General features: G+C 69.7%; 18 protein-coding genes. 7 read left to right on the top strand and 11 right to left on the bottom strand.

Going from position 1 to position 17,786, the window contains the following annotated elements; all coding sequences use genetic code 11:
- Positions 1 to 195: 195 nt before the first annotated feature.
- From LVJ59_RS06710 to coaA, 6 genes are all read right to left on the bottom strand, one after another.
- A complete protein-coding gene (locus tag LVJ59_RS06710; RefSeq protein ID WP_232762443.1) occupies positions 196 to 996 on the bottom strand; it encodes a response regulator transcription factor in 801 nt (266 codons plus the stop codon).
- Complete coding sequence (gene tsaE / locus LVJ59_RS06715; RefSeq protein WP_232762444.1) at positions 993 to 1,490, bottom strand: tRNA (adenosine(37)-N6)-threonylcarbamoyltransferase complex ATPase subunit type 1 TsaE; 498 nt, start codon at positions 1,488 to 1,490, stop codon at positions 993 to 995. The genes LVJ59_RS06710 and tsaE overlap by 4 nt, the downstream gene beginning before the upstream one ends.
- Positions 1,487 to 2,593: an alanine racemase gene (gene alr / locus LVJ59_RS06720; RefSeq protein ID WP_131491829.1), complete on the bottom strand. Its 1,107-nt coding sequence runs from the start codon at positions 2,591 to 2,593 to the stop codon at positions 1,487 to 1,489. The genes tsaE and alr overlap by 4 nt, the downstream gene beginning before the upstream one ends.
- Entirely contained in the window at positions 2,590 to 2,949 is a 360-nt protein-coding gene (locus tag LVJ59_RS06725) for a holo-ACP synthase (protein ID WP_047524761.1), read from the bottom strand. Before LVJ59_RS06725 ends, alr begins: the two co-directional genes overlap by 4 nt.
- A 94-nt stretch (positions 2,950 to 3,043) precedes the next feature.
- Positions 3,044 to 4,891, bottom strand: a complete 1,848-nt coding sequence (gene glmS / locus LVJ59_RS06730) for a glutamine--fructose-6-phosphate transaminase (isomerizing) (protein WP_047524759.1) — start codon at positions 4,889 to 4,891, stop codon at positions 3,044 to 3,046.
- Between the two features lie 63 nt (positions 4,892 to 4,954).
- Positions 4,955 to 5,908, bottom strand: a complete 954-nt coding sequence (gene coaA, locus LVJ59_RS06735) for a type I pantothenate kinase (protein WP_134353110.1) — start codon at positions 5,906 to 5,908, stop codon at positions 4,955 to 4,957.
- Between the two features lie 28 nt (positions 5,909 to 5,936).
- On the opposite strand from coaA, the gene LVJ59_RS06740 reads away from it, so the two are divergent.
- The 4 genes from LVJ59_RS06740 to LVJ59_RS06755 all read left to right on the top strand — a co-directional run bounded on the left by LVJ59_RS06740 (position 5,937) and on the right by LVJ59_RS06755 (position 9,670).
- A complete protein-coding gene (locus LVJ59_RS06740) occupies positions 5,937 to 6,911 on the top strand; it encodes a Ppx/GppA phosphatase family protein (RefSeq protein WP_232762445.1) in 975 nt (324 codons plus the stop codon).
- 4 nt (positions 6,912 to 6,915) lie between these two features.
- On the top strand, positions 6,916 to 7,389 hold the full coding sequence (locus LVJ59_RS06745) for a VanZ family protein (protein WP_232762446.1): 474 nt from the start codon (positions 6,916 to 6,918) through the stop codon (positions 7,387 to 7,389).
- A complete protein-coding gene (locus LVJ59_RS06750) occupies positions 7,386 to 8,117 on the top strand; it encodes a low molecular weight phosphatase family protein (protein ID WP_232762447.1) in 732 nt (243 codons plus the stop codon). Before LVJ59_RS06745 ends, LVJ59_RS06750 begins: the two co-directional genes overlap by 4 nt.
- A 92-nt stretch (positions 8,118 to 8,209) precedes the next feature.
- Positions 8,210 to 9,670, top strand: coding sequence for a polysaccharide biosynthesis tyrosine autokinase (locus tag LVJ59_RS06755; RefSeq protein WP_232762448.1), 1,461 nt, complete (start codon positions 8,210 to 8,212; stop codon positions 9,668 to 9,670).
- Between the two features lie 24 nt (positions 9,671 to 9,694).
- On the opposite strand, the gene LVJ59_RS06760 is transcribed toward LVJ59_RS06755, so the two are convergent.
- Positions 9,695 to 10,786 carry a hypothetical protein gene (locus tag LVJ59_RS06760; RefSeq protein ID WP_232762449.1) on the bottom strand — a complete coding sequence of 364 codons (1,092 nt, stop codon included), beginning with the start codon at positions 10,784 to 10,786 and terminating at the stop codon, positions 9,695 to 9,697.
- A gap of 374 nt (positions 10,787 to 11,160) precedes the next feature.
- Between LVJ59_RS06760 and LVJ59_RS18050 the strand changes: the two genes are divergently transcribed.
- The gene (locus tag LVJ59_RS18050) at positions 11,161 to 12,057 is read left to right on the top strand and encodes a helix-turn-helix domain-containing protein (RefSeq protein ID WP_232762450.1); all 897 of its coding nucleotides are present in this window, start codon (positions 11,161 to 11,163) and stop codon (positions 12,055 to 12,057) included.
- Between the two features lie 196 nt (positions 12,058 to 12,253).
- Positions 12,254 to 12,802 (top strand): hypothetical protein, encoded by a 549-nt coding sequence (locus tag LVJ59_RS06770; RefSeq protein WP_232762451.1) that lies wholly within the window; start codon positions 12,254 to 12,256, stop codon positions 12,800 to 12,802.
- A gap of 67 nt (positions 12,803 to 12,869) precedes the next feature.
- Here LVJ59_RS06770 and LVJ59_RS06775 read toward each other — a convergent pair whose 3' ends face one another.
- Positions 12,870 to 13,952, bottom strand: a complete 1,083-nt coding sequence (locus tag LVJ59_RS06775) for a heparan-alpha-glucosaminide N-acetyltransferase domain-containing protein (RefSeq protein WP_232762452.1) — start codon at positions 13,950 to 13,952, stop codon at positions 12,870 to 12,872.
- A 47-nt stretch (positions 13,953 to 13,999) separates the two neighbouring features.
- On the opposite strand from LVJ59_RS06775, the gene lepB reads away from it, so the two are divergent.
- On the top strand, positions 14,000 to 14,683 hold the full coding sequence (gene lepB, locus LVJ59_RS06780; protein WP_232762453.1) for a signal peptidase I: 684 nt from the start codon (positions 14,000 to 14,002) through the stop codon (positions 14,681 to 14,683).
- On the opposite strand, the gene LVJ59_RS06785 is transcribed toward lepB, so the two are convergent.
- Genes LVJ59_RS06785 through LVJ59_RS06795 form a run of 3 tightly spaced genes read right to left on the bottom strand, consistent with a single transcriptional unit; the run spans position 14,680 to position 17,781 of the window.
- Positions 14,680 to 15,615: a nucleotidyltransferase family protein gene (locus LVJ59_RS06785; protein WP_232762454.1), complete on the bottom strand. Its 936-nt coding sequence runs from the start codon at positions 15,613 to 15,615 to the stop codon at positions 14,680 to 14,682. The genes lepB and LVJ59_RS06785 overlap by 4 nt on opposite strands.
- A 25-nt stretch (positions 15,616 to 15,640) precedes the next feature.
- Entirely contained in the window at positions 15,641 to 15,946 is a 306-nt protein-coding gene (locus LVJ59_RS18055; protein WP_232762455.1) for a PqqD family protein, read from the bottom strand.
- Positions 15,947 to 15,987: 41 nt separating this feature from the next.
- Positions 15,988 to 17,781 carry a DUF4012 domain-containing protein gene (locus LVJ59_RS06795; protein ID WP_232762456.1) on the bottom strand — a complete coding sequence of 598 codons (1,794 nt, stop codon included), beginning with the start codon at positions 17,779 to 17,781 and terminating at the stop codon, positions 15,988 to 15,990.
- Between the last annotated feature and the right edge of the window lie 5 nt (positions 17,782 to 17,786).

Consider the following 17,786-nt stretch of genomic DNA (forward strand, 5'->3'; position numbering starts at 1 on the left):
TTTCCGCTCGAAGCTCAGGTTTCCCGCAAGATTACTCAAAGATCCGTCGAGCCCGCTCTTCAGGCGGCCGTGCACCCCTAGCATTCTGAGTGGGGCCGATACTGCGACTGGGGAACAACGCAGACGCCGGGGCCACGCGAGTGGGGATTCGCAGGCGCCGGGGCCGCGGCTGGGGAGCCGCGGCCCCGCCCCGGTTCAGCCTCCCGTGTCATCAGCGGGAGTCAGGCGGTAACCGACTCCGCGCACGGTCTCGATGTAGCGCGGGTTCGCCGAGCTGTCACCCAGCTTCCGCCGCAGATTCGCGATGTGGGTCTCGATCGCCCGCTTGTCGGGTTCGCTCACGTAATCGTTCGACCCCGGTGGCGCTCCCCGCAGTCCGCGCGCGAGCTCCGCTTTGCTGGACACCCGGATGTTCGCCTCGAGGATCGCCGCGAGCAGGTCGAACTCCGTGGGAGTGAGATCTATGCGCTTCTGGCCGACGAGCACCAGCCGTGTGTCCAGATCGAGGCTGAGGTCGCGATGCACCCGGCCCCGCCACGTCAGCACCGTCGCACCGTCGGTGGACGGCTCGTTTGCGGTCGCAGGGCGCGACTCGGTGGTCGGCGGCGCGGCCGCGGGGTGCGGGCGCCTCAGAAGCGCCTGGATGCGCGCACGCAGCTCACGGGGCCGGAACGGCTTCACGAGGTACTCGTCCGCTCCGGAGGTCAGACCGAGGACCACATCGGACTCGTCCGACAAAGCCGAGAGCATGATGATGAAGGTGTCGCTGACCTGCCGGATCCGTCGCGCGACCTCGAAGCCGTCGATCCCCGGCAGGTTGATGTCGAGGGTGGTGATCACCGGGCGATGCTGCTCGACGGCCGCGATCCCGTCCGGGCCGGAACCTGCGAGGAAGGTTTCGAAGCCGGCGGCCAGGAACACCTCGTCCAGGAGCGAGCGGACGCCCGGGTCGTCGTCGATGATCACGGCGACGAGGGGGGACGTCGCCGCACTCATGGGGTCCCCTCGCGCACGATGGTCACGATCCGTGGGGCATCCGCGTCGAGATCCGAGGGGTCGAGTTCCCCGGAGTCGAGTTCGGAAACGCCGACTGGTCGTTCGAGCTCGATGTCCCACCACGCGTCCGCGAGATCCTCGGCCATCCCCCTCCCCCACTCGATCACCACCACCGAGCGTTCGAGGTCGAGGTCGAGGTCCTCGAGTTCCGCCGCCGATCCGAGTCGGTACGCGTCGACGTGCACGAGCGGCGCACGCCCGACCAGCGAGGGGTGGGTGCGGGCGATCACGAAGGTCGGACTCTGCACGGGTCCGCGCACACCGAGCCCTTCGGCGAGACCACGGGTGAACGTCGTCTTTCCGGCGCCCAGCGGTCCGGTGAGGATGAGCAGGTCGCCCGCCTCTAGCTGCTCACCGATCCGGAAGCCGAGCTGCTCCATCTCCTCGGACGTCGCGATCTCCCGTCTGCCGAGGAAAGCGGGGTCCACGCTCACGACGTCCTCCGCGGCACCCGGGGACCGATGCGCGTGACGATCTCGTAGTTGATGGTGCCGGCGGCCGCGGCCCAGTCCGCCGCCGAGGGCACACCGAGGGTGGGATCGCCGAACAGGACCACCTCGTCCCCGACCGAGACCGGCGTGTCACCGACGTCGACGACGAACTGATCCATCGCGATCCTCCCGACGTTCACGAACCGCCGTCCGCCGATCGAGACGGGGAGCCTGCCCGAGGCGTTCCGGGGCACGCCGTCGGCGTATCCGAGGGGCACGAGCACCAGCGTCGTGTCGCGATCCGTGCGGTGGGCGTAGCCGTAGGAGACACCCGTGCCCGCGGGCACCCGGCGGACCGCGGCGATCGCTCCGCGCAGAGTCATCGCCGGACGCAGACCGAGCTCGGCGGAGCTGCGGTCGTCGAACGGCGAGAGGCCGAAGAGCCCGATGCCGATGCGCACGGCATCGAGCCGCATCTCGGGCAGGTCGATCGCTGCGGCGGTGGCGGCGATGTGCCGGATCTCGGGGCGGATACCGAAAGAGGCGGCCGCGGCGACACCTTCCTCGAACTTCGCCAGCGCGGCCCGGTCGTCCTCCGCGGAGGTGTTGGAGAGGTGGCTGAAGAGGCCGACGATACGCAGTCGTCCGATCCGCTCCAGACGCGCGGCCTCGGCCAGCACCCGCCCCCAGTCGGCCGGAGCGATGCCGTTGCGCGACAGCCCCGTCTCGAACTTGAGGTGCACCCCAACCGGACGGTCGACGGCCGCAGCGGCAGCGGCGGCTTCGAGCTGATCGAAGGAGGAGACGCCGATCTCCACGTCTTGGGCCGCGGCGTGCTCGAACCGCTCGCCCGGCGCGTGCAGCCAGGCCATGATCGGCGCGTGCACGCCCTGCCTGCGTAGTTCGAGAGCCTCGGGGATCTCGGCGACGCCGAGGCGTGTCGCTCCGGCGGAGAGCGCGGCGACGGCGGTCGCGGCAGCACCGTGCCCGTAGGCGCCGGCCTTGACGACCGCGATCACCTCGACGCCGGTGAGGCGGCGGAAGTGCCGCACGTTGTCGGCGACGGCATCGAGGTCGATGGTCGCCTCACGGAACGGGACGGTCACAGTGGCGCTCCTTCTGCGACGACGAACGCGGCAGCGAGGCCCGCGTCGTGGGTGAGAGTCAGATGCAGGGTGCGGATGCCGCGCTCCTCGACGACCGCGGCCGTCGAGCCGGAGAGGACGAAGTGCGGACGACCCGACGCCTCCGAGGCGATCTCGATCTCGGTCCAGTGCACCCCGTCCGAGCCGCCGAGTGCTTTGATCAGCGCCTCTTTGGCCGCATACCTCGCCGCCAGGGATGGAAGACGCAGCGGGCGCTCCGACGGGGCGAAGAGCCGCTCCAGGAGGCGGGGGGTCCGGGTCATCGTGCGCTCGAACCGCGGGATGTCCACGAGGTCGATGCCGGTGCCGATGATCATCCGTTCAGCCTACCGAGCACGCATCCGGTTCGAATCGCGCAAATGGCTCCGTTTCGGGTGGAAACGGAGCCATTTGGGCGATTCGAAGCCGGACTTACTCGACTGTGACGGACTTCGCGAGGTTCCGGGGCTGGTCCACGTCCAGGCCCTTCGCGGTCGCGAGCGCCATCGCGAAGATCTGCAACGGCACGACCGAGAGCAGCGGCTCGAACATCGCTCCGGCGAGCGGGATGTGGATGACCTCGTCGGCGAACGGCAGCACGGCCGCATCGCCCTCTTCGGCCACCACGATCACCCGGGCACCGCGAGCACGGATCTCCTGGATGTTCGAGACGACCTTCGAGTGCACGAGCGCGGAGTGACGCGGGGACGGCACCAGCACGAACACGGGCTGCCCCGGCTCGATCAGCGCGATCGGACCGTGCTTGAGCTCGCCCGCGGCGAAGCCCTCCGCGTGGATGTAGGAGATCTCCTTGAGCTTGAGCGCACCTTCGAGGGCGATCGGGAAGCCGACGTGGCGACCGAGGAACAGCACCGACCGGGTGTCGGCCATCCATCCGGCGAGCTGGGTGACGTGCTCCTGCTCGCTCTCGAGGACCTCGGCGATCTTCGCGGGCAGCTCGGTGAGTTCCGCGACGTCGGTCGAGGCGTCTGCCACGGTGCCGCGCACGCGCCCCATGTGCAGGCCGAGCAGCAGCAGGGCGGTGATCTGCGCCGAGAACGCCTTGGTCGAGGCGACCGCGACCTCGGGGCCGGCGTGGGTGTAGACGACGGCGTCCGACTCGCGCGGGATGGTCGCACCCTGGGTGTTGCAGATCGAGAGCGTGCGGGCGCCTCGCTCCCGGGCGTACTTCACGGCCATCAGGGTGTCCATGGTCTCGCCCGACTGGCTGATCGACACGACGAGGGTGTCGGCGCCGATCACCGGATCGCGGTAGCGGAACTCGTGCGCGAGCTCGACGTCGACCGCGACGCGCGCCCACTGCTCGATCGCATACTTGCCGACGAGGGCCGCGTACGAAGCCGTGCCGCACGCGGTGATGATGACGCGGTTGATCCCGGTGAAGAGGTCGTCGAGGCCGTCGAGCTCGGGGATGACGACCTGGCCGTCCTGGATGCGGCCGCGGATCGTGTTCGCCACGGCCTCGGGCTGCTCGGAGACCTCCTTGGCCATGAAGCTCGACCATCCGCCCTTCTCGGCGGCGGCGGCGTCCCACGAGACGTCGAAGGGCTCGGGCTCGACCGGGGTGCCGGCGAAGTCGATGACGCTGATGGAATCGGGGGTGATCGAGACGATCTGGTCCTGGCCGATCGCCAAGGCCTTGCGCGTGTGCTCGATGAAGGCGGCCACGTCGGAGCCGAGGAAGTTCTCGCCCTCTCCGAGACCGATCACGAGCGGCGAGTTGCGGCGGGCGCCGACCACGAGGCCCGGGTGGTCCTGGTGCATCGCGAGAAGCGTGAACGCCCCCTCGAGGCGGTTCACGACGTTGCGGAAGGCGAGCTGCAGGTCTCCGCCGTTGCCGGCGTACTCACGCCCGAGCAGGGCGGCTGCGACCTCGGTGTCGGTCTCGCTGCGGAACACCACACCGTCAGCGAGCAGCTCTTCGCGCAGGGCCGAGAAGTTCTCGATGATGCCGTTGTGGATGACGGCGAGCCTGTCGTCGTCGGCCAGGTGCGGGTGGGCGTTGACGTCGGTCGGTCCGCCGTGCGTCGCCCAGCGCGTGTGACCGATACCGGTCGACCCGTCGGGGAGCGGCGCGTCGGCAAGCGAGTCGCGCAGCTTCGCGAGCTTGCCCGCCTTCTTCCGCATGCCGAGGGATCCGTCACCGTCGATCACGGCGACGCCCGCGGAGTCATAGCCGCGGTACTCGAGGCGGGCGAGGCCGGCAAGAAGGATGTCCTGGCTGGGGCGCGGGCCCACGTATCCGACGATTCCACACATGCGAACAAGAGTAAGCCGGGATTTTTGCGAGTCGTCCGAACAATATTTCGGTCGGTGTGCTCTTCAGAGCTTGCGCAGCAGCACGCTCTCGACGTCATGGTCGGCGCCCTTGCGCAGCACGAGTCGCGCCCGGTGTCGCGTGGGCATCACGTTCTCGACGAGGTTGGGCATGTTGATCTCGTTCCAATACCCGAGGGCGGTCGTGATCGCCTCCTCATCGGTGAGATGGGCGAACACGTTGAAATAAGACGAGGGGTTGCTGAACGCCGCCTGCCGCAGAGCGAGGAAGCGATCGACGTACCACTTCTCGATGTGCGAGGTCTCGGCATCGACGAAGATCGAGAAATCGAACAGGTCGCTCACCGCGACGTCGTTCGGGGCGGGCGGCGGCTGCAGCACGTTCAACCCCTCGACGATGACGACGTCGGGGCGACGCACCACGACGTTCGCGTCGGGGACGATGTCGTAGCGCATGTGGGAGTAGAAGGGCGCGCGCACTTCGGTGGCCCCGCTCTTCACCTCGGTCAGGAACTCGATCAGCGCACGCCGGTCGTACGACTCCGGGAAGCCCTTGCGGTCCATGATGCCGCGGCGTTCGAGTTCGGCGTTCGGATAGAGGAAGCCGTCGGTGGTGACCAGCTCCACTCGCGGGGTGCCGGGCCAGCGGCTCATCAGCTCGCGCAGCAGACGGGCGATCGTCGACTTGCCGACCGCGACCGAGCCCGCGACGCCGACGACGAAGGGCGTCGTCGTGTCGTCCTCCTGCAGGAACGACGAGGTGGCGGCGCCCAGACGCTTCGTCGCAGTCGCGTACAGGCTGAGCAGACGACTCAGCGGCAGGTACACCTCGCGCACCTCGGTGAGGGACAGTCGATCCCCGATACCGCGGAGTTCGACGACCTCGGTCTCGGTGAGCGGCTGATCGAGCCCGGCGGCGAGACGCGCCCACTCCGCGCGCCCGATCTCCCGATAGGGCGACAGCGGCAGCGTGGGGTCGACGGTGGTCACGCAGTACATCGTATCCGGGCGCGAGTAGTCTCTTTCCGTGCGCCTGGGAGTCCTCGACATCGGATCAAACACCGTTCACATGCTGGCGGCGGACGTCCGCCCCGGTGGACGTCCGCTCGCGACGACGAGCGACAGGACGGTGCTGCGCCTCATGCGCTACCTCACACCCGACGGCGCGATCTCGGATGAGGGCGTGCAGGCGCTCGAGACCGCGGTCACTCAGGCCCGCCGCGTCGCCGAGGCCGAGCGGGTCGACGCCCTCCTGGCCACCGCGACCAGCGCGGTGCGTGACGCCCGCAACGGCGCGGCAGTCATCGCCCGCATCGAGGCCGCTCTGGGGCAACCCCTGCAGGTGCTCGACGGCGAGACCGAGGCGGAGCTGACCTTCCTCGCCGTGCGGCGCTGGTTCGGCTGGTCGGCCGGACAGCTGCTGCTGCTCGACATCGGCGGCGGCTCTCTGGAGATCGCGGCCGGAGCGGAGGAGATGCCCGACGCCGCCGCGTCCGTGCCCCTCGGAGCCGGGCGCATGACGGTGCAGTACCTCCCGAACGACCCGCCCGGCGAGGCGGACGTCGAGAGACTGCGCGCGCACGCGGAGGCGACCATCGCGACCGTCCTGCCCCGATTCGTCGCCCTCCCCCGCCCCGATCACGTGGTGGGTTCCTCGAAGGCGATCCGCTCGCTCGCCCGCCTGGTCGGCTATCCGGCGCCGGGATGGTCGGGGAGCGAACGCATGCTGCTGCCGCGGGCGTCGCTCGGCTCGTGGATTCCCCGGCTCGCGCGCCTTCCCGCGTCGGCCAGACAGGAACTGCCGGGGATCACCCCCGACCGGACCTTCCAGATCGTGGCCGCGGCCGTGTCGCTACACGTGGCGATGACCGCGCTCGAACTGGAGGAGCTCGAAGTGTCGCCGTGGGCGCTGCGCGAAGGAGTGCTGCTCCGCTACATCGAGCATCTGAACGGGACCCCGATCGACGCGGAGAACATCGAGGAGCCGCCGCGGCTACCATGACGGCATGCCTTCCCCCCGCCTCACCCCCGTCCCCGGCGGAGTGCTGATCGCACGGGTGGCGCTCGTCGGCTACCTCCTCTTCGTGGGGTTCACCGTCTGGCTGCCGGCGACGGTCTCCGAGAAGGTCACCGGTCTGGTCGGCATCATGGCCCGGTGGGTCGCCGACGCGGGCATCGCCCCGTACCGCCCGAGTGCCGTGGTGCTGGAGGTGCTCGCGAACGTCGCGCTGTTCGTGCCCGTGGGTCTGCTGCTCGCCTTCGCACTGCCGCGTCTGCGACTCTGGCAGATCGTCGTCATCGGCGCACTGATGAGTGCGGTGATCGAGTCGGTGCAGGGTTTCATGCCCTCCCGCTTCCCCACGCTCAGCGACGTGATCGCGAACACCACGGGCACGCTTCTCGGCGGCGTGCTCGCCGTTCTCCTCGTGCGCGTGGGCGCGGGCGCTCGTCGCGGCGCGGATGCGAGGACGGCGTCGTGAGCGGGCGAGGCGAGGAGAACCCGCCCACCGCGATGAGTCGCCGGAGCTGGCGCCGGCAGCAGTCCGCCGCCGCTCCCCTCTCCTTCGGTGCCGCCCCTTTCCTCGGCGGCTCGCTCGGCGGCGAGGGCGACCAGGAGGGACCGCTCACGATCCTCACGGTGTGCACGGGCAACATCTGCCGATCCCCGCTGGCCGAAGTGCTGCTGCGCGCCCGCCTCGAGCCTCTGGGAGTGCGCGTGCACAGCGCCGGAACGCACGCCCTCGTCGATCACGCGATGACCGAACCCGCGCAGGCCCTCGCGGTGGAAGCCGGGGCGCGCGCGGAGGACGCCGCAGCTCACCGCGCCCGGTATCTCCGGGAGCCGCTGCTGCGCGACGCCGACCTGGTGCTCACCATGGCCAGGGAGCATTCCGCCCACGCCGTGCGGATGATGCCGAGCCGCGTGCGTCGCACCTTCACCGCGCGGGAGCTCGCCCGGTGGAGCATGATCGTGGACCCGGAGCACGCCCGGGCGGCCGCGGAGTCCGCCGGCGAGACACCCCGCGCCCGCTTCGCCGCGGTGCTCGGCCTGCTGTCCGCAGAGCGCGGACCCCTGACGGCGGGCACGGAGGACGACGATGTGATCGATCCCTACCGCCGCTCCGCGGAGACCTACGCGCGGTCGAGCGCACAGCTCATGCCCGGGATCGACGAGGTCGAGCGGCTCGTGCGCATCGCGATCGGCTGAGCGTGCCCTCCGCACGGGACCGTGCGGCCCCGTATGCTCTTTCTCATGTGTGCATCCCGCCTTCCCCACGGGATGTGTGAGGGGATCAAGAGTTGGAACTGAGCGACTACATCCGGATTCTGCGCGCCCACTGGATCGTGATCCTGATCGCGACCGTCGTCGGAGCCGGAGCGGCCTTCGGCTGGAGTGCCCTGCAACCGAAGGTGTACTCCGCCGACACGACCGGAATCGTCACGTCGGTCGGCGGCGACGGCACCAGCGGCGCGGCGCTCGTGGGCAACCAGCTCGCCCAGAGCAGGGTGAAGTCCTACCTCAACCTGGGTTCCTGGCGGGCCGTCGCCGAGCACGCGATCGATGAGCTCTCGCTCGAAGAGTCGCCGGAAGAGCTCGTGGACCGGGTCTCGGTCACGAACCCGCTCGACACCACGGCACTGATGGTCACCGCAACCGGCCCGACTCCGGAGGAGGCGCAAGCTCTCGCCGAGGCCTGGATGCGCGGCATGGCCGCGGAGATCGAGACGCTCGAGGGCGGGACGGCGTCCACACCGGCGGCGGTCACGCTCATCGTGGGCGACTCGGCACGCCTGCCCACCGCTCCGTCGTCCCCCAACACCCGGCTGACCGTGATCATCGGAGCGTTCGTCGGCCTCGCCGCCGGCCTCATCTACGCCTTCATCCGGCACACGGTCGATCGCCGCGTGCGGCACCCGCGCGACATCGAACGCGAGACCGGGGTGTCGGTGATCGGAACGCTTCCGCTCGAGAAGACGATGTCGGACGAACGCCAGGTGATCGATTTCTCGCTGGACGCCCAGCACGGGGTCTCGCACCACACGATCGAGTCGATGCGCGAGCTGCGCACGAATCTGCAGTTCATCGACGTCGACAACCCCCCGCGGGTGATCGTGGTCACCAGCTCGGTGCCCGGAGACGGCAAGTCGACGGTCGCCGTCAACCTCGCCTCGAGCCTGGCCGCCGCCGGTGAGTGGGCCATCCTCATCGACTGCGACCTCCGCCGGCCCGTCATCGCCGACATCTTCGGGATGTCCCCCGACCTCGGCCTCACCGACATCCTCGCGGGACGCGCGGAGCTGCAGGACGTCGCCCACCGACCGAGCCGCGACATGCCGCTCGCGGTCGTCGGAGCCGGGCGGGTACCCCCGAACCCCAGCGAGCTGCTCGGCTCCCACCGCATGCGCGACTTCCTCGCCGAGATCAGCAAGACCGCGATCGTGATCCTCGACTCCCCACCCGTGCTCCCGGTGACGGATGCGGCGGTGCTGGCGGCCGGCGCCGATGGCGTGCTGATCGTCGTGTCGTCCGGCAAGACCACCTTCGACATGCTGCAGCGCGCGATCGCCAACATCACCCGCACCACGGGCCGGGTGCTGGGCGTGGTGCTGAACAAGGTGCCGCGCAAGGGCGCGGAGTCCGCGTACTACGGCCGCGAGTACTACGGCGCGTACGAGCGCTACGGCCGCGACGACGACACCATGGCGGAGGCCATCGCGACCCCCGAACCTGGTGTGCGCCGCCGGGGGTCGGGGGACTGATCCGGCCCCGGAACGGATCCACCCTCAGAGCCGCGATGCGTCGACCGCTCTGAGCACGCCGTCGGCGAGCAGTCGTCGCACCGCGCGCTCCACGATCGTGTGCGCGTCCTCGCCTGCGGGCTCCCCGTGCGCAGCCACGACGGCCCGCACGATGCCTTCGAGCGGGCGTCCGTCCGCGGCCGCCCAGATGTCCGGTCCGATGCCGTCGAGCACGTGGACCTGCCCCCCGGTCGGCGTTCGTCGCAGCAGCACCGTCCGACCGTCCAGGGCGAGCGCGTCGACGGTCTCCGCACGCACGAGACCGCCGGGCTCCGGGGCGCCGATGACCGGCGATGTCGTTTCCTCGGTGACAGCATCGACGGGCCGCGATGGAGTGCGCATGAGGTCGTCGATGACCGCATCGATGCGGTCGACCTCGCGGTAGCGCACGCGCACGGCACCACCGGTCGCCGCGAGCAGCGCGGCGATCCGTCGGAGCGGCGCCGGGCCGTCGGCGAGATAGCTGGTCTGCGGCCCCAACAGAGCCAGTGCTTCCGAGATGTCGAGCGGGTCCACCTCGGGCTCTTCGGGTCCGTCGTCCGAGCGATCGATGACGACGATCTTCGCCACGCGGAGGTCGTCGGGCAGCGCCCGGCCCCGGTCCGTGCTCGAGAGCGCGATCTGAGCCTTGGGAGCGTCGCGACGCTCGATGATCGACAGCGGCTTCCGGTAGGGGACGACACGGCCGGCATCGTCGATGCCGATGGTCTCGTCACTGACGTACGCATAGCGCCGTGCCAGATGGCGGGCAGCCGTCGTCTTTCCGGTCCCCGATGCTGCGCTGAGCACGACGACCCGACCATCACGCGCAGCGAGCCCGGCGGCGTGCAGCATCCAGACGTGATCGCGCCGACGGTGCGCCAGGGCTTTCATCGTCACCTCGGTCGAGAGCGCGGACAGCGCTTCGGCGTCGCCGCTGCCCGCGGGGACGACGGCAGTGGCAGCGGGGGCGTCCTGCCCGTCATACCGCGCGTCAGCCCAGGCATCGAAGGCCACGGCACGGAAGTCCGCGGAGCGTCGGGAGACGTCGATCTCGACGACGACGCCGACCGCAGTGACGAGGAAGCGATCGGGCATGACCGCCAGCCTATCCACGATCTCGCCCGTGAGTCGTCTCGGCACATCCGGTCTCGAAAAAGCACAGAACGCGCAGGAATAACGCGCAGTGCGCGCTTTTGCTCCAATCACCGTACAAGCTGCAGCGAGGCCTCTACGGTGGCTCGCAAGGTGAGGCTCCTGGGGGATGCAGACGAGCTTCGTGTCGTCTCGCCACACGAATTCGCAGTCCGTGTTGACAGGAGGCCGATGATGATTGAACCTGTATTCAATTCACCACTGTATCGACGCGCTGGAAAGGAATCCGTCGCACGACGAGGTGGTCGGCGGCGTAGGAACACCACCATCACAGAGTCACCGCTGCCACACGCTGACACCCCGAGGAGGGACGTCTCGTGACACGCTCTTCCGCTCAGGTCATCGACGATCGAGCGCTCGCTGCGCACGGGGTGCGGCGGATCGGAGACCGGCCGGGTCTGCGTTCCCGGGAGCGCACCTCCGGCGAGATCATCCTGCTCAGCACGAACGGCGGGACCTCCGAGCTCCACGTCGACACCGTGTCCGCGTACCCCGACCACACGGTCTTCGCTTTCGTCCAGGCACACGCGCTCTGGTCGCGACTCGACGGCGAACCCTGGGTGGAGACGGCAGGCGGTCTGGTCGTCGCCGCACAGGGCATCACTCGCCGCCTGCGCTGGGCGGGCGCCTGGCGGTTCGTCGCGGCGCTCGTGCCCCGGTCGGCGGTCGCGTCCTTCGTGCCTTCGCTGCCTCCCGACGCCACCGTGTACACCGAACGCCGGCTGCTGGACACGTCGATGCAGCAGTTCATCGACTGCCTCCTGGACACGGACGACAAGGCATCCGCGATCGAGCAGTACGCCATCGAGCAACTCGTGATGGAGATGAGCGGCGCCGTGCTGCTGGATCGGATCGGCGGTGTCAGCGGCCAAGGTTCGCCGCATGCCGTGCTGCGCGAGAGGGCGATCGCGGTGATCGCTCAGCAGTGCGGTGATCCTGCGCTCAATCCGGCCCAGGTCGCGCACGAGGTGCAGTCGTCACTCCGGCAGCTCCAGCTCGTGTTCTCGGAGTCTGGGAACAGCGTCGCGGCCGAGATCCGCCGGCAGCGCGCCCGTCTCGCGCACTCCTTGCTGGTGGACAGCCGCTACGACGTCCTGAGCATCGATCAGATCGCGCAGCGCGCCGGATTCCACTCGCCGATGAGCATGCGGCGAGCGCTCGACGAGGCGTACCAGGCGACTCCGCGGGCGCTTCGAGCCACGCGCCGGGCATAGCTCCGCGCAGTCGAAAAGCACACGTCGCGCAGGTTGCGCGCACGGTGCGCGAAGTTCGCCGAAACCCCCTTCGCTCCGCTCTCCACCGCCCTAGCTTGAGGTCCACGACGGGGCTCCTGGGGGATGCAGACGATCGTGTCGCCTCGTCACGACACCGCGGGAAACCGCATCTGCATCGAACAGGGAGGGCACTCACGTGACCGAGGAAATCCAGAAGAACAAGGGCGTCTCGCGCCGCACGCTCGTCAAGGGCGCGGCATGGTCGGTACCCGTCATCGCGGCCGCCGTCGCCACGCCGCTCGCCGCCGCCTCCGTCGCGGACAACGATCTCGTCCCGGCGCTCAGCGGCCCCATCGCGCTGAACCTCACCGCGCTCGGCATCCCGGTCGCGACCGTCAACACGGTCAACACCCTGACGATCACGAACAACGGCCCGGACGCCTCCTCGGCCGGAGCCACAGCCGTGATCCAGTACACGCCGTCCCTGCTCACGCTGAGCATCGGTCCGGTCGCCGGCGTGACCGTCGCGGGCGCCGACGGAAACTACACGCTGACGCTCCCGTCGATCCCGTCGGGCGGCAACATCGTCATCAACCTCGGCACGACGCTCGACACGCTGCTCGACCTCAGCCTCCTCACCACGCTCCTGGGCGGCCCGCAGCAGACCATGACCGTCACCGTGTCGGGCGACACGGTGACCGGCAACAACACGACCGCGCAGAACGTCGGCATCACGCTCCTCTGAGCCGCACGCCGCGAAGAAGGGCGCCACGCCGGTCGTGGCGCCCTTTCGTGCGTCCGGCGGCTGCGGGTCAGGCTGACCGGTCGCGCGCCCGGAGGAGCGGCTTACGGCGACCGGTGAGCCACCCCATGACCCATTCGACCGGACCGGTGCCGATGAACCTCCACCAGAGCCATCCGGCCAGGATCATCCCGGGCACGATCACCAGCCAGCCCGGCCAGAAGTTGTCGACGGGCCGCCCGTGATCTCCGCTCCACAGGGCGATGAGCCCGACGTGGAGGAGATACAGCGACAGCGCGACCTGACCGCAGGCGATCAGCGGCACGAACAGTCGTGTCCAGAAATTCCGAGCGCCGTCGCCACGGACGGTCGCCGCAAGGACCACCACGACGACGGTCACGAACGTGAGAGCGAGATCCCGGAGGGTGTCGAGGTAGTCGCCCGTGCGCACCCCGGTCACGCCCAGCCGTTCCGCCACGGGCCAGGCCAGATACGCGAGGGGCGCCACCGCCGCGAGGACCCAGAGCAGAGGTCCGCGTCGAAGACCGTGCCTGACCAGCAGGGCTCCGATCAGGAACATCGGGAGCAGCGTGATCACGCGGTAGTTCTGCCCGAGGACGGTCCACGTCATCAGGTCGCGGATCGGCGCCGTGTCGAGCCCCTCCATGTTCCGCGCGGCATCGGCGACCGGCTGACTGATCACCAGGAGCACGGCGGTGATCCCGACGAGCACAGGGGTCCGGGCGAGCAGGAGCGGTGCGCCGATGATGAGGAGCACACCGAGGTACCCGAGGATCACATCGACCCACGAGCCCCACGTCGCCATCCAGACGCCGAGGAGGATCAGGAACAGGCCGCGCACGCCCTGCTGGAGCAACGTCGTCGCGGCCCTCGCCTCGCGCCGACGCAGGAGCTCGGCCGACATCCCCATGACCAGGGCGAACAGCGGCGAGGCCAAGGCGTTCAGCGTGGCCTGGGCGAACAGCGCCGCCCACGGCAGGTGCGGAACGAACGGCGCGGCGTGCGCGACGAGCATCGCGATGATCGCGATCCCGCGAAGCACGTCCGGAACGATGAGGCGTTTCGGGCCGGCGCCTGCGGATCCCGACGTGGCGGCTGCGGTCGCGGCTTCTCCCCCGGCGTGTGGAACCATTCCCTGACAGTATTGGGTCAGCCCCCGACCACGCGAGCTGGAGAGCGATGACGACCGTTGAAGCCCCCCGTCGCCGGCGCCGCCTGCGGAGCAGCGTGTGGTTCCACGTCGCGCTCGCGCTCGCGCTCGCCCTGGTCATCGTGGCCTTCATCGGACAGCCCTCGTCGGGGTCGATGTCGCCCACACTCGAGCCGGGCGACCGCATCCTCGTCAACCGTCTCGCCTACGTCGCGGCCGACCCCGCGGTCGGGGACATCATCGTGTTCCGCCCCGGGGAGGGCTGGGACGCCGATGCCCCCTCCGCACGGGGCTGGTTCTCGGAGTCCCTGCACTGGATCGGCGAGACGACGGGTATCCGTCCCGAGGTCCTCGTCAAACGCGTGATCGCCGAAACGGGTCAGACGGTCGAGTGCTGCGACGCCGACGGTGCGGTCCTCGTCGACGGGCAGCCGCTCGACGAGCCCTACGTGGTCGACGATCTGCCGTTCTCCCCCGGGGAGCTCGACTGCGGGACGACACCGACGTCGACGCGCTGCTTCGCCGAGGTCACCGTCCCCGAGTCCGCATACCTCGTGCTCGGCGACAACCGCGGGAACTCCGCGGACTCCGCGTACCGCTGCCGGGGTGACGCGACCGCCGGCCCGGAGTGCTGGCGATGGGTGGACCGGGCGTCCGTCGTCGGGAAGGCGACCGCCGTGCTCTGGCCGCTGTCCCGCTGGAACGGCCTCTAGGGCTGCGAAGCCGCCGCGTCGACCCGCTCGCGTTCCCGCTCGCGCCGGAAGTACCGCAGGAGCGCTCGCCCGCCCCGCGCCCACCGCAATCGCTGGTAGCGCCAGGCCTCGGCACGCGTCGGGAGCACGCTCGGGTCGTTGCGCGGCACGTCCGCGCGCGGCACCCAGAGCGCCCGGGCCAGGAGCCGCGCCCGCTGCGACAGCGGGGCTCCGCGCAGCTGCACCCACCAGCTGACGGCCGAACCGTCTTCCACGTACGCCTGGAAGAGCGTCCACCGGCGCTTCTCGTTCTCGCTGGCATCGGAGACGACCTCGCCGAGCCCCGCTTGGGTGATCACGTCGCGGAGTACCCAGACCGCTCCGCCGCGCCGGGCGATCCGCGAGAACTCCGCCCGGTCCGACGCGGAGAACCGCTCGATGAGCATCGTGGTGAGAAGCTCGCGCTCCTGTCGGTGCCGGGCATCCTGCGTGTTGCGCAACGCATGCAGCATCCCGATCACGGCGGATCCGGCGAGGGACGGCACGGCCACCGCGGTGTGCGCCACCTCGATCGACGAACGCGTCTCCCAGACCGCGTCGAACGCCACGGAGGCATCGGCGAAGAACCCGGGGAACATCCAGTGCAGATCGATGTCGCAGGGCCAGGAGTCGTGGATGAACGTGCGGGAGTGCTGTGGCAGGAGCGCGGGGGTCTCGCGGCCGACACGAAGGTGCCAGCCCCGCGCCTCGAGCCGCTCGCACATCTCCGAGAACCGCGACGGCTCCACCCAGACGTCGGAGTCGGCGGGGACGCGCGGTGCCCGCAGCCCGTAGTGGTCGGCCACGGGGCCCTTGATCGACAGCAGACGGATACCGGCCTCACGGGCGATGTGCGCCGTCATCGCGTGGGCGAGAGCGGTCGCCTCCGCCGCGCGCAGAGCCACTTCGGTCACCGGTCACCCCCTCGGACGAGGATAGTCAGTCGCACGACGCCACCCGCCGAGAGCGGAGTTCGGTCAGCAGCGACACGACATCGGGCTGCACCTGCTGTGCGTCGAGCTCGAACTCTTCGGAGATCATCGTGACGAGGTCGTCCTCGCCCACCGGCCCGTGTTCGACCAGCAGCGACCAGATGACACCGGCCGACCCGGCCAGAGCCATCGGCGGGGAATCCGGTGCGGTGAGCGGGAGGACCACGACCCGGCCCTCGGATTCGGTCCACGCGACGTGTTCGTCGACCCTCCACCGCGGTTCTCGTCCGCGCACAGAAGGATCCGTCGTCACGGTCCCCACCCTATCGATCACGGTCTTCCGTCCGGCCCGTGTCAGCGGCAAGAGTCAGTCAGCTCGACGGGGGTGTCCCGCGTCATCGGCGTGTGCCAGAGGCTCAGCGGCCCGGACTCCGGATCCGTCGACGAGAAGGAGAAGTCGACCACGTGCGTGCTCAGGGTGTCGTTGAGCACCTCGACCTTCACCGCCGGACGGCCGAGGTGGGTGCCCTGGCTCAGGATCGTCGCCGGGACACCGTCGAGGTCGACCGAGTCCAGAGTCCCGCCGACGGGCCCGTAGAGCACGACGTAGGTGCTGATGAGCGGCGGCTCGAAGTAGGGGCCGGTGATGTAGTAGGGCAGGGTGGCGGCAGTCTCGGGGCTGAGCGTCGAAGTCAACTCGACCGACCCCCGGTAGACGGAGCCCGTCTCCCCTGCGTCGCACGACGCGTCGATCGCCATGTCGAGGTAGTAGCTCTTCTTCGACCCGGTGTTGTCGTTCGCGTAGACGCCGATCACGGTTTCGTCGACGTTGTCGTCCGGCATCGAGCCCGACATGCGCGTCCCGTCGATCACTGCTGCTTCCTCCTCGCTCACGGGGACATAGAGCAGCCGCCCTTCGTCTCCCGCCCGCTGCAGCGCGCCGATCAGGGCCACGGGGTTGCCCTGGCCCGCGGTGAGCGCCTCGAACACCCTGCCCGTGGCGTCGGCGAAGAAGGCGTTCTGCACCATCGGATCCTCGTAGCGGAAGTACACCTCGTTCAGCAGCAGCGGCACCGCCTTCTCGGCGTTGAGCATGTCACCGGTCGCGAGCTCGATCGGCCCGGTCGCCGAGAGGATGTAAGAGAGCGCGACGGGGTCGACGGACAGCACTCCGTCGACCGGTGTGCCGACCGATTCCGCCCAGAACGCGCGCACGAGTTCCGCGGATGAGGGGAAGTCCGGCGGCATGGTGACATCCGGCGACCAACGCCCGATCTTGTCGCCGAAGATCGCGACCGCTTCGGGGTCGAGATCGATGATCGGCTTCGGTCGGTCGCTGTGGAAGTCCGAGCTGTTCGCGAAGCCGGCGATCGTGATCTTGCCGCCTTCGACGTGCAGCTGCAGGAACACCGCCGGGTTGCCACCGAGGCTGCGGGCCTCCGAGTTGCCCTGGAACATGAGCAGATAGTCTCTGGGGCCGTCTGCTCCGAGCGCGGCCGGGAGGAGACCGAGAAGCCGCCCGCCGTCCTCGAGGACCGGTGTCACCGTCGCCATCATCGAATCCAGCCCGGCGATTCCGTCCTGCACGGGTCCCAGCAGCGCCGAACGATCGATGTCGGCAAGATCACGGGAATGCTGCTCGACGACCGGACCGGCGGTCTCGACGAGCGCGGTGAGCTGCCGGATCGCCTCGACGTCGAAGGCGCCGTCCGACGGACGGAGGCCGCTGAGCACGAGAGGCATCGCCGGGCGTGCGAGGTCGGCGATGAGCGAGCGCCCGGTCGACGTGGCCACGCGGATCGCGTCGACGTTCGGGCCCACGCTCGGCACCCAGTCGACCATCGACCAGGTCCAGTCGTCGACCTCGTCCTGTGCGGCGCCGAGTCGGGCTTCCATGGCGGCGAGCTCGGCGTCCGCGGCTGCCGCGTCACCGGCTGTGACGGCAGCGGTCAGCGGCGCCACACGGTCCATCGCCGCTGCGACGTGGTCCCTGGTGGAGAGGGCGCTGGATGCGAGCTTCCCCGCGAGCAGGGCGAGCGCAGCGAGGACGACGAGGATCACGAGGACGATGGTCCAGATGATTCGCCGCCGCCGTGCCCGACGCCCCTCGGCCCGCACACGAACAGACCGATCGCGCAGTTCACTCACGCTGA

Source organism: Microbacterium sp. KKR3/1 (assembly GCF_021272365.1).
Lineage (GTDB): Bacteria > Actinomycetota > Actinomycetes > Actinomycetales > Microbacteriaceae > Microbacterium > Microbacterium aurugineum.

Coding starts and splice junctions, on each gene's coding strand:
- LVJ59_RS06760 (WP_232762449.1), bottom strand. CDS start 10,786: ATGCCCGATCGCTTCCTCGTCACTGCGGTCGGCGTCGTCGTCGAGATC.
- LVJ59_RS06725 (WP_047524761.1), bottom strand. CDS start 2,949: ATGATCATCGGCACCGGCATCGACCTCGTGGACATCCCGCGGTTCGAG.
- LVJ59_RS06710 (WP_232762443.1), bottom strand. CDS start 996: ATGAGTGCGGCGACGTCCCCCCTCGTCGCCGTGATCATCGACGACGAC.
- coaA (WP_134353110.1), bottom strand. CDS start 5,908: ATGTACTGCGTGACCACCGTCGACCCCACGCTGCCGCTGTCGCCCTAT.
- LVJ59_RS06745 (WP_232762446.1), top strand. CDS start 6,916: ATGCCTTCCCCCCGCCTCACCCCCGTCCCCGGCGGAGTGCTGATCGCA.
- glmS (WP_047524759.1), bottom strand. CDS start 4,891: ATGTGTGGAATCGTCGGATACGTGGGCCCGCGCCCCAGCCAGGACATC.
- LVJ59_RS06775 (WP_232762452.1), bottom strand. CDS start 13,952: ATGGTTCCACACGCCGGGGGAGAAGCCGCGACCGCAGCCGCCACGTCG.
- lepB (WP_232762453.1), top strand. CDS start 14,000: ATGACGACCGTTGAAGCCCCCCGTCGCCGGCGCCGCCTGCGGAGCAGC.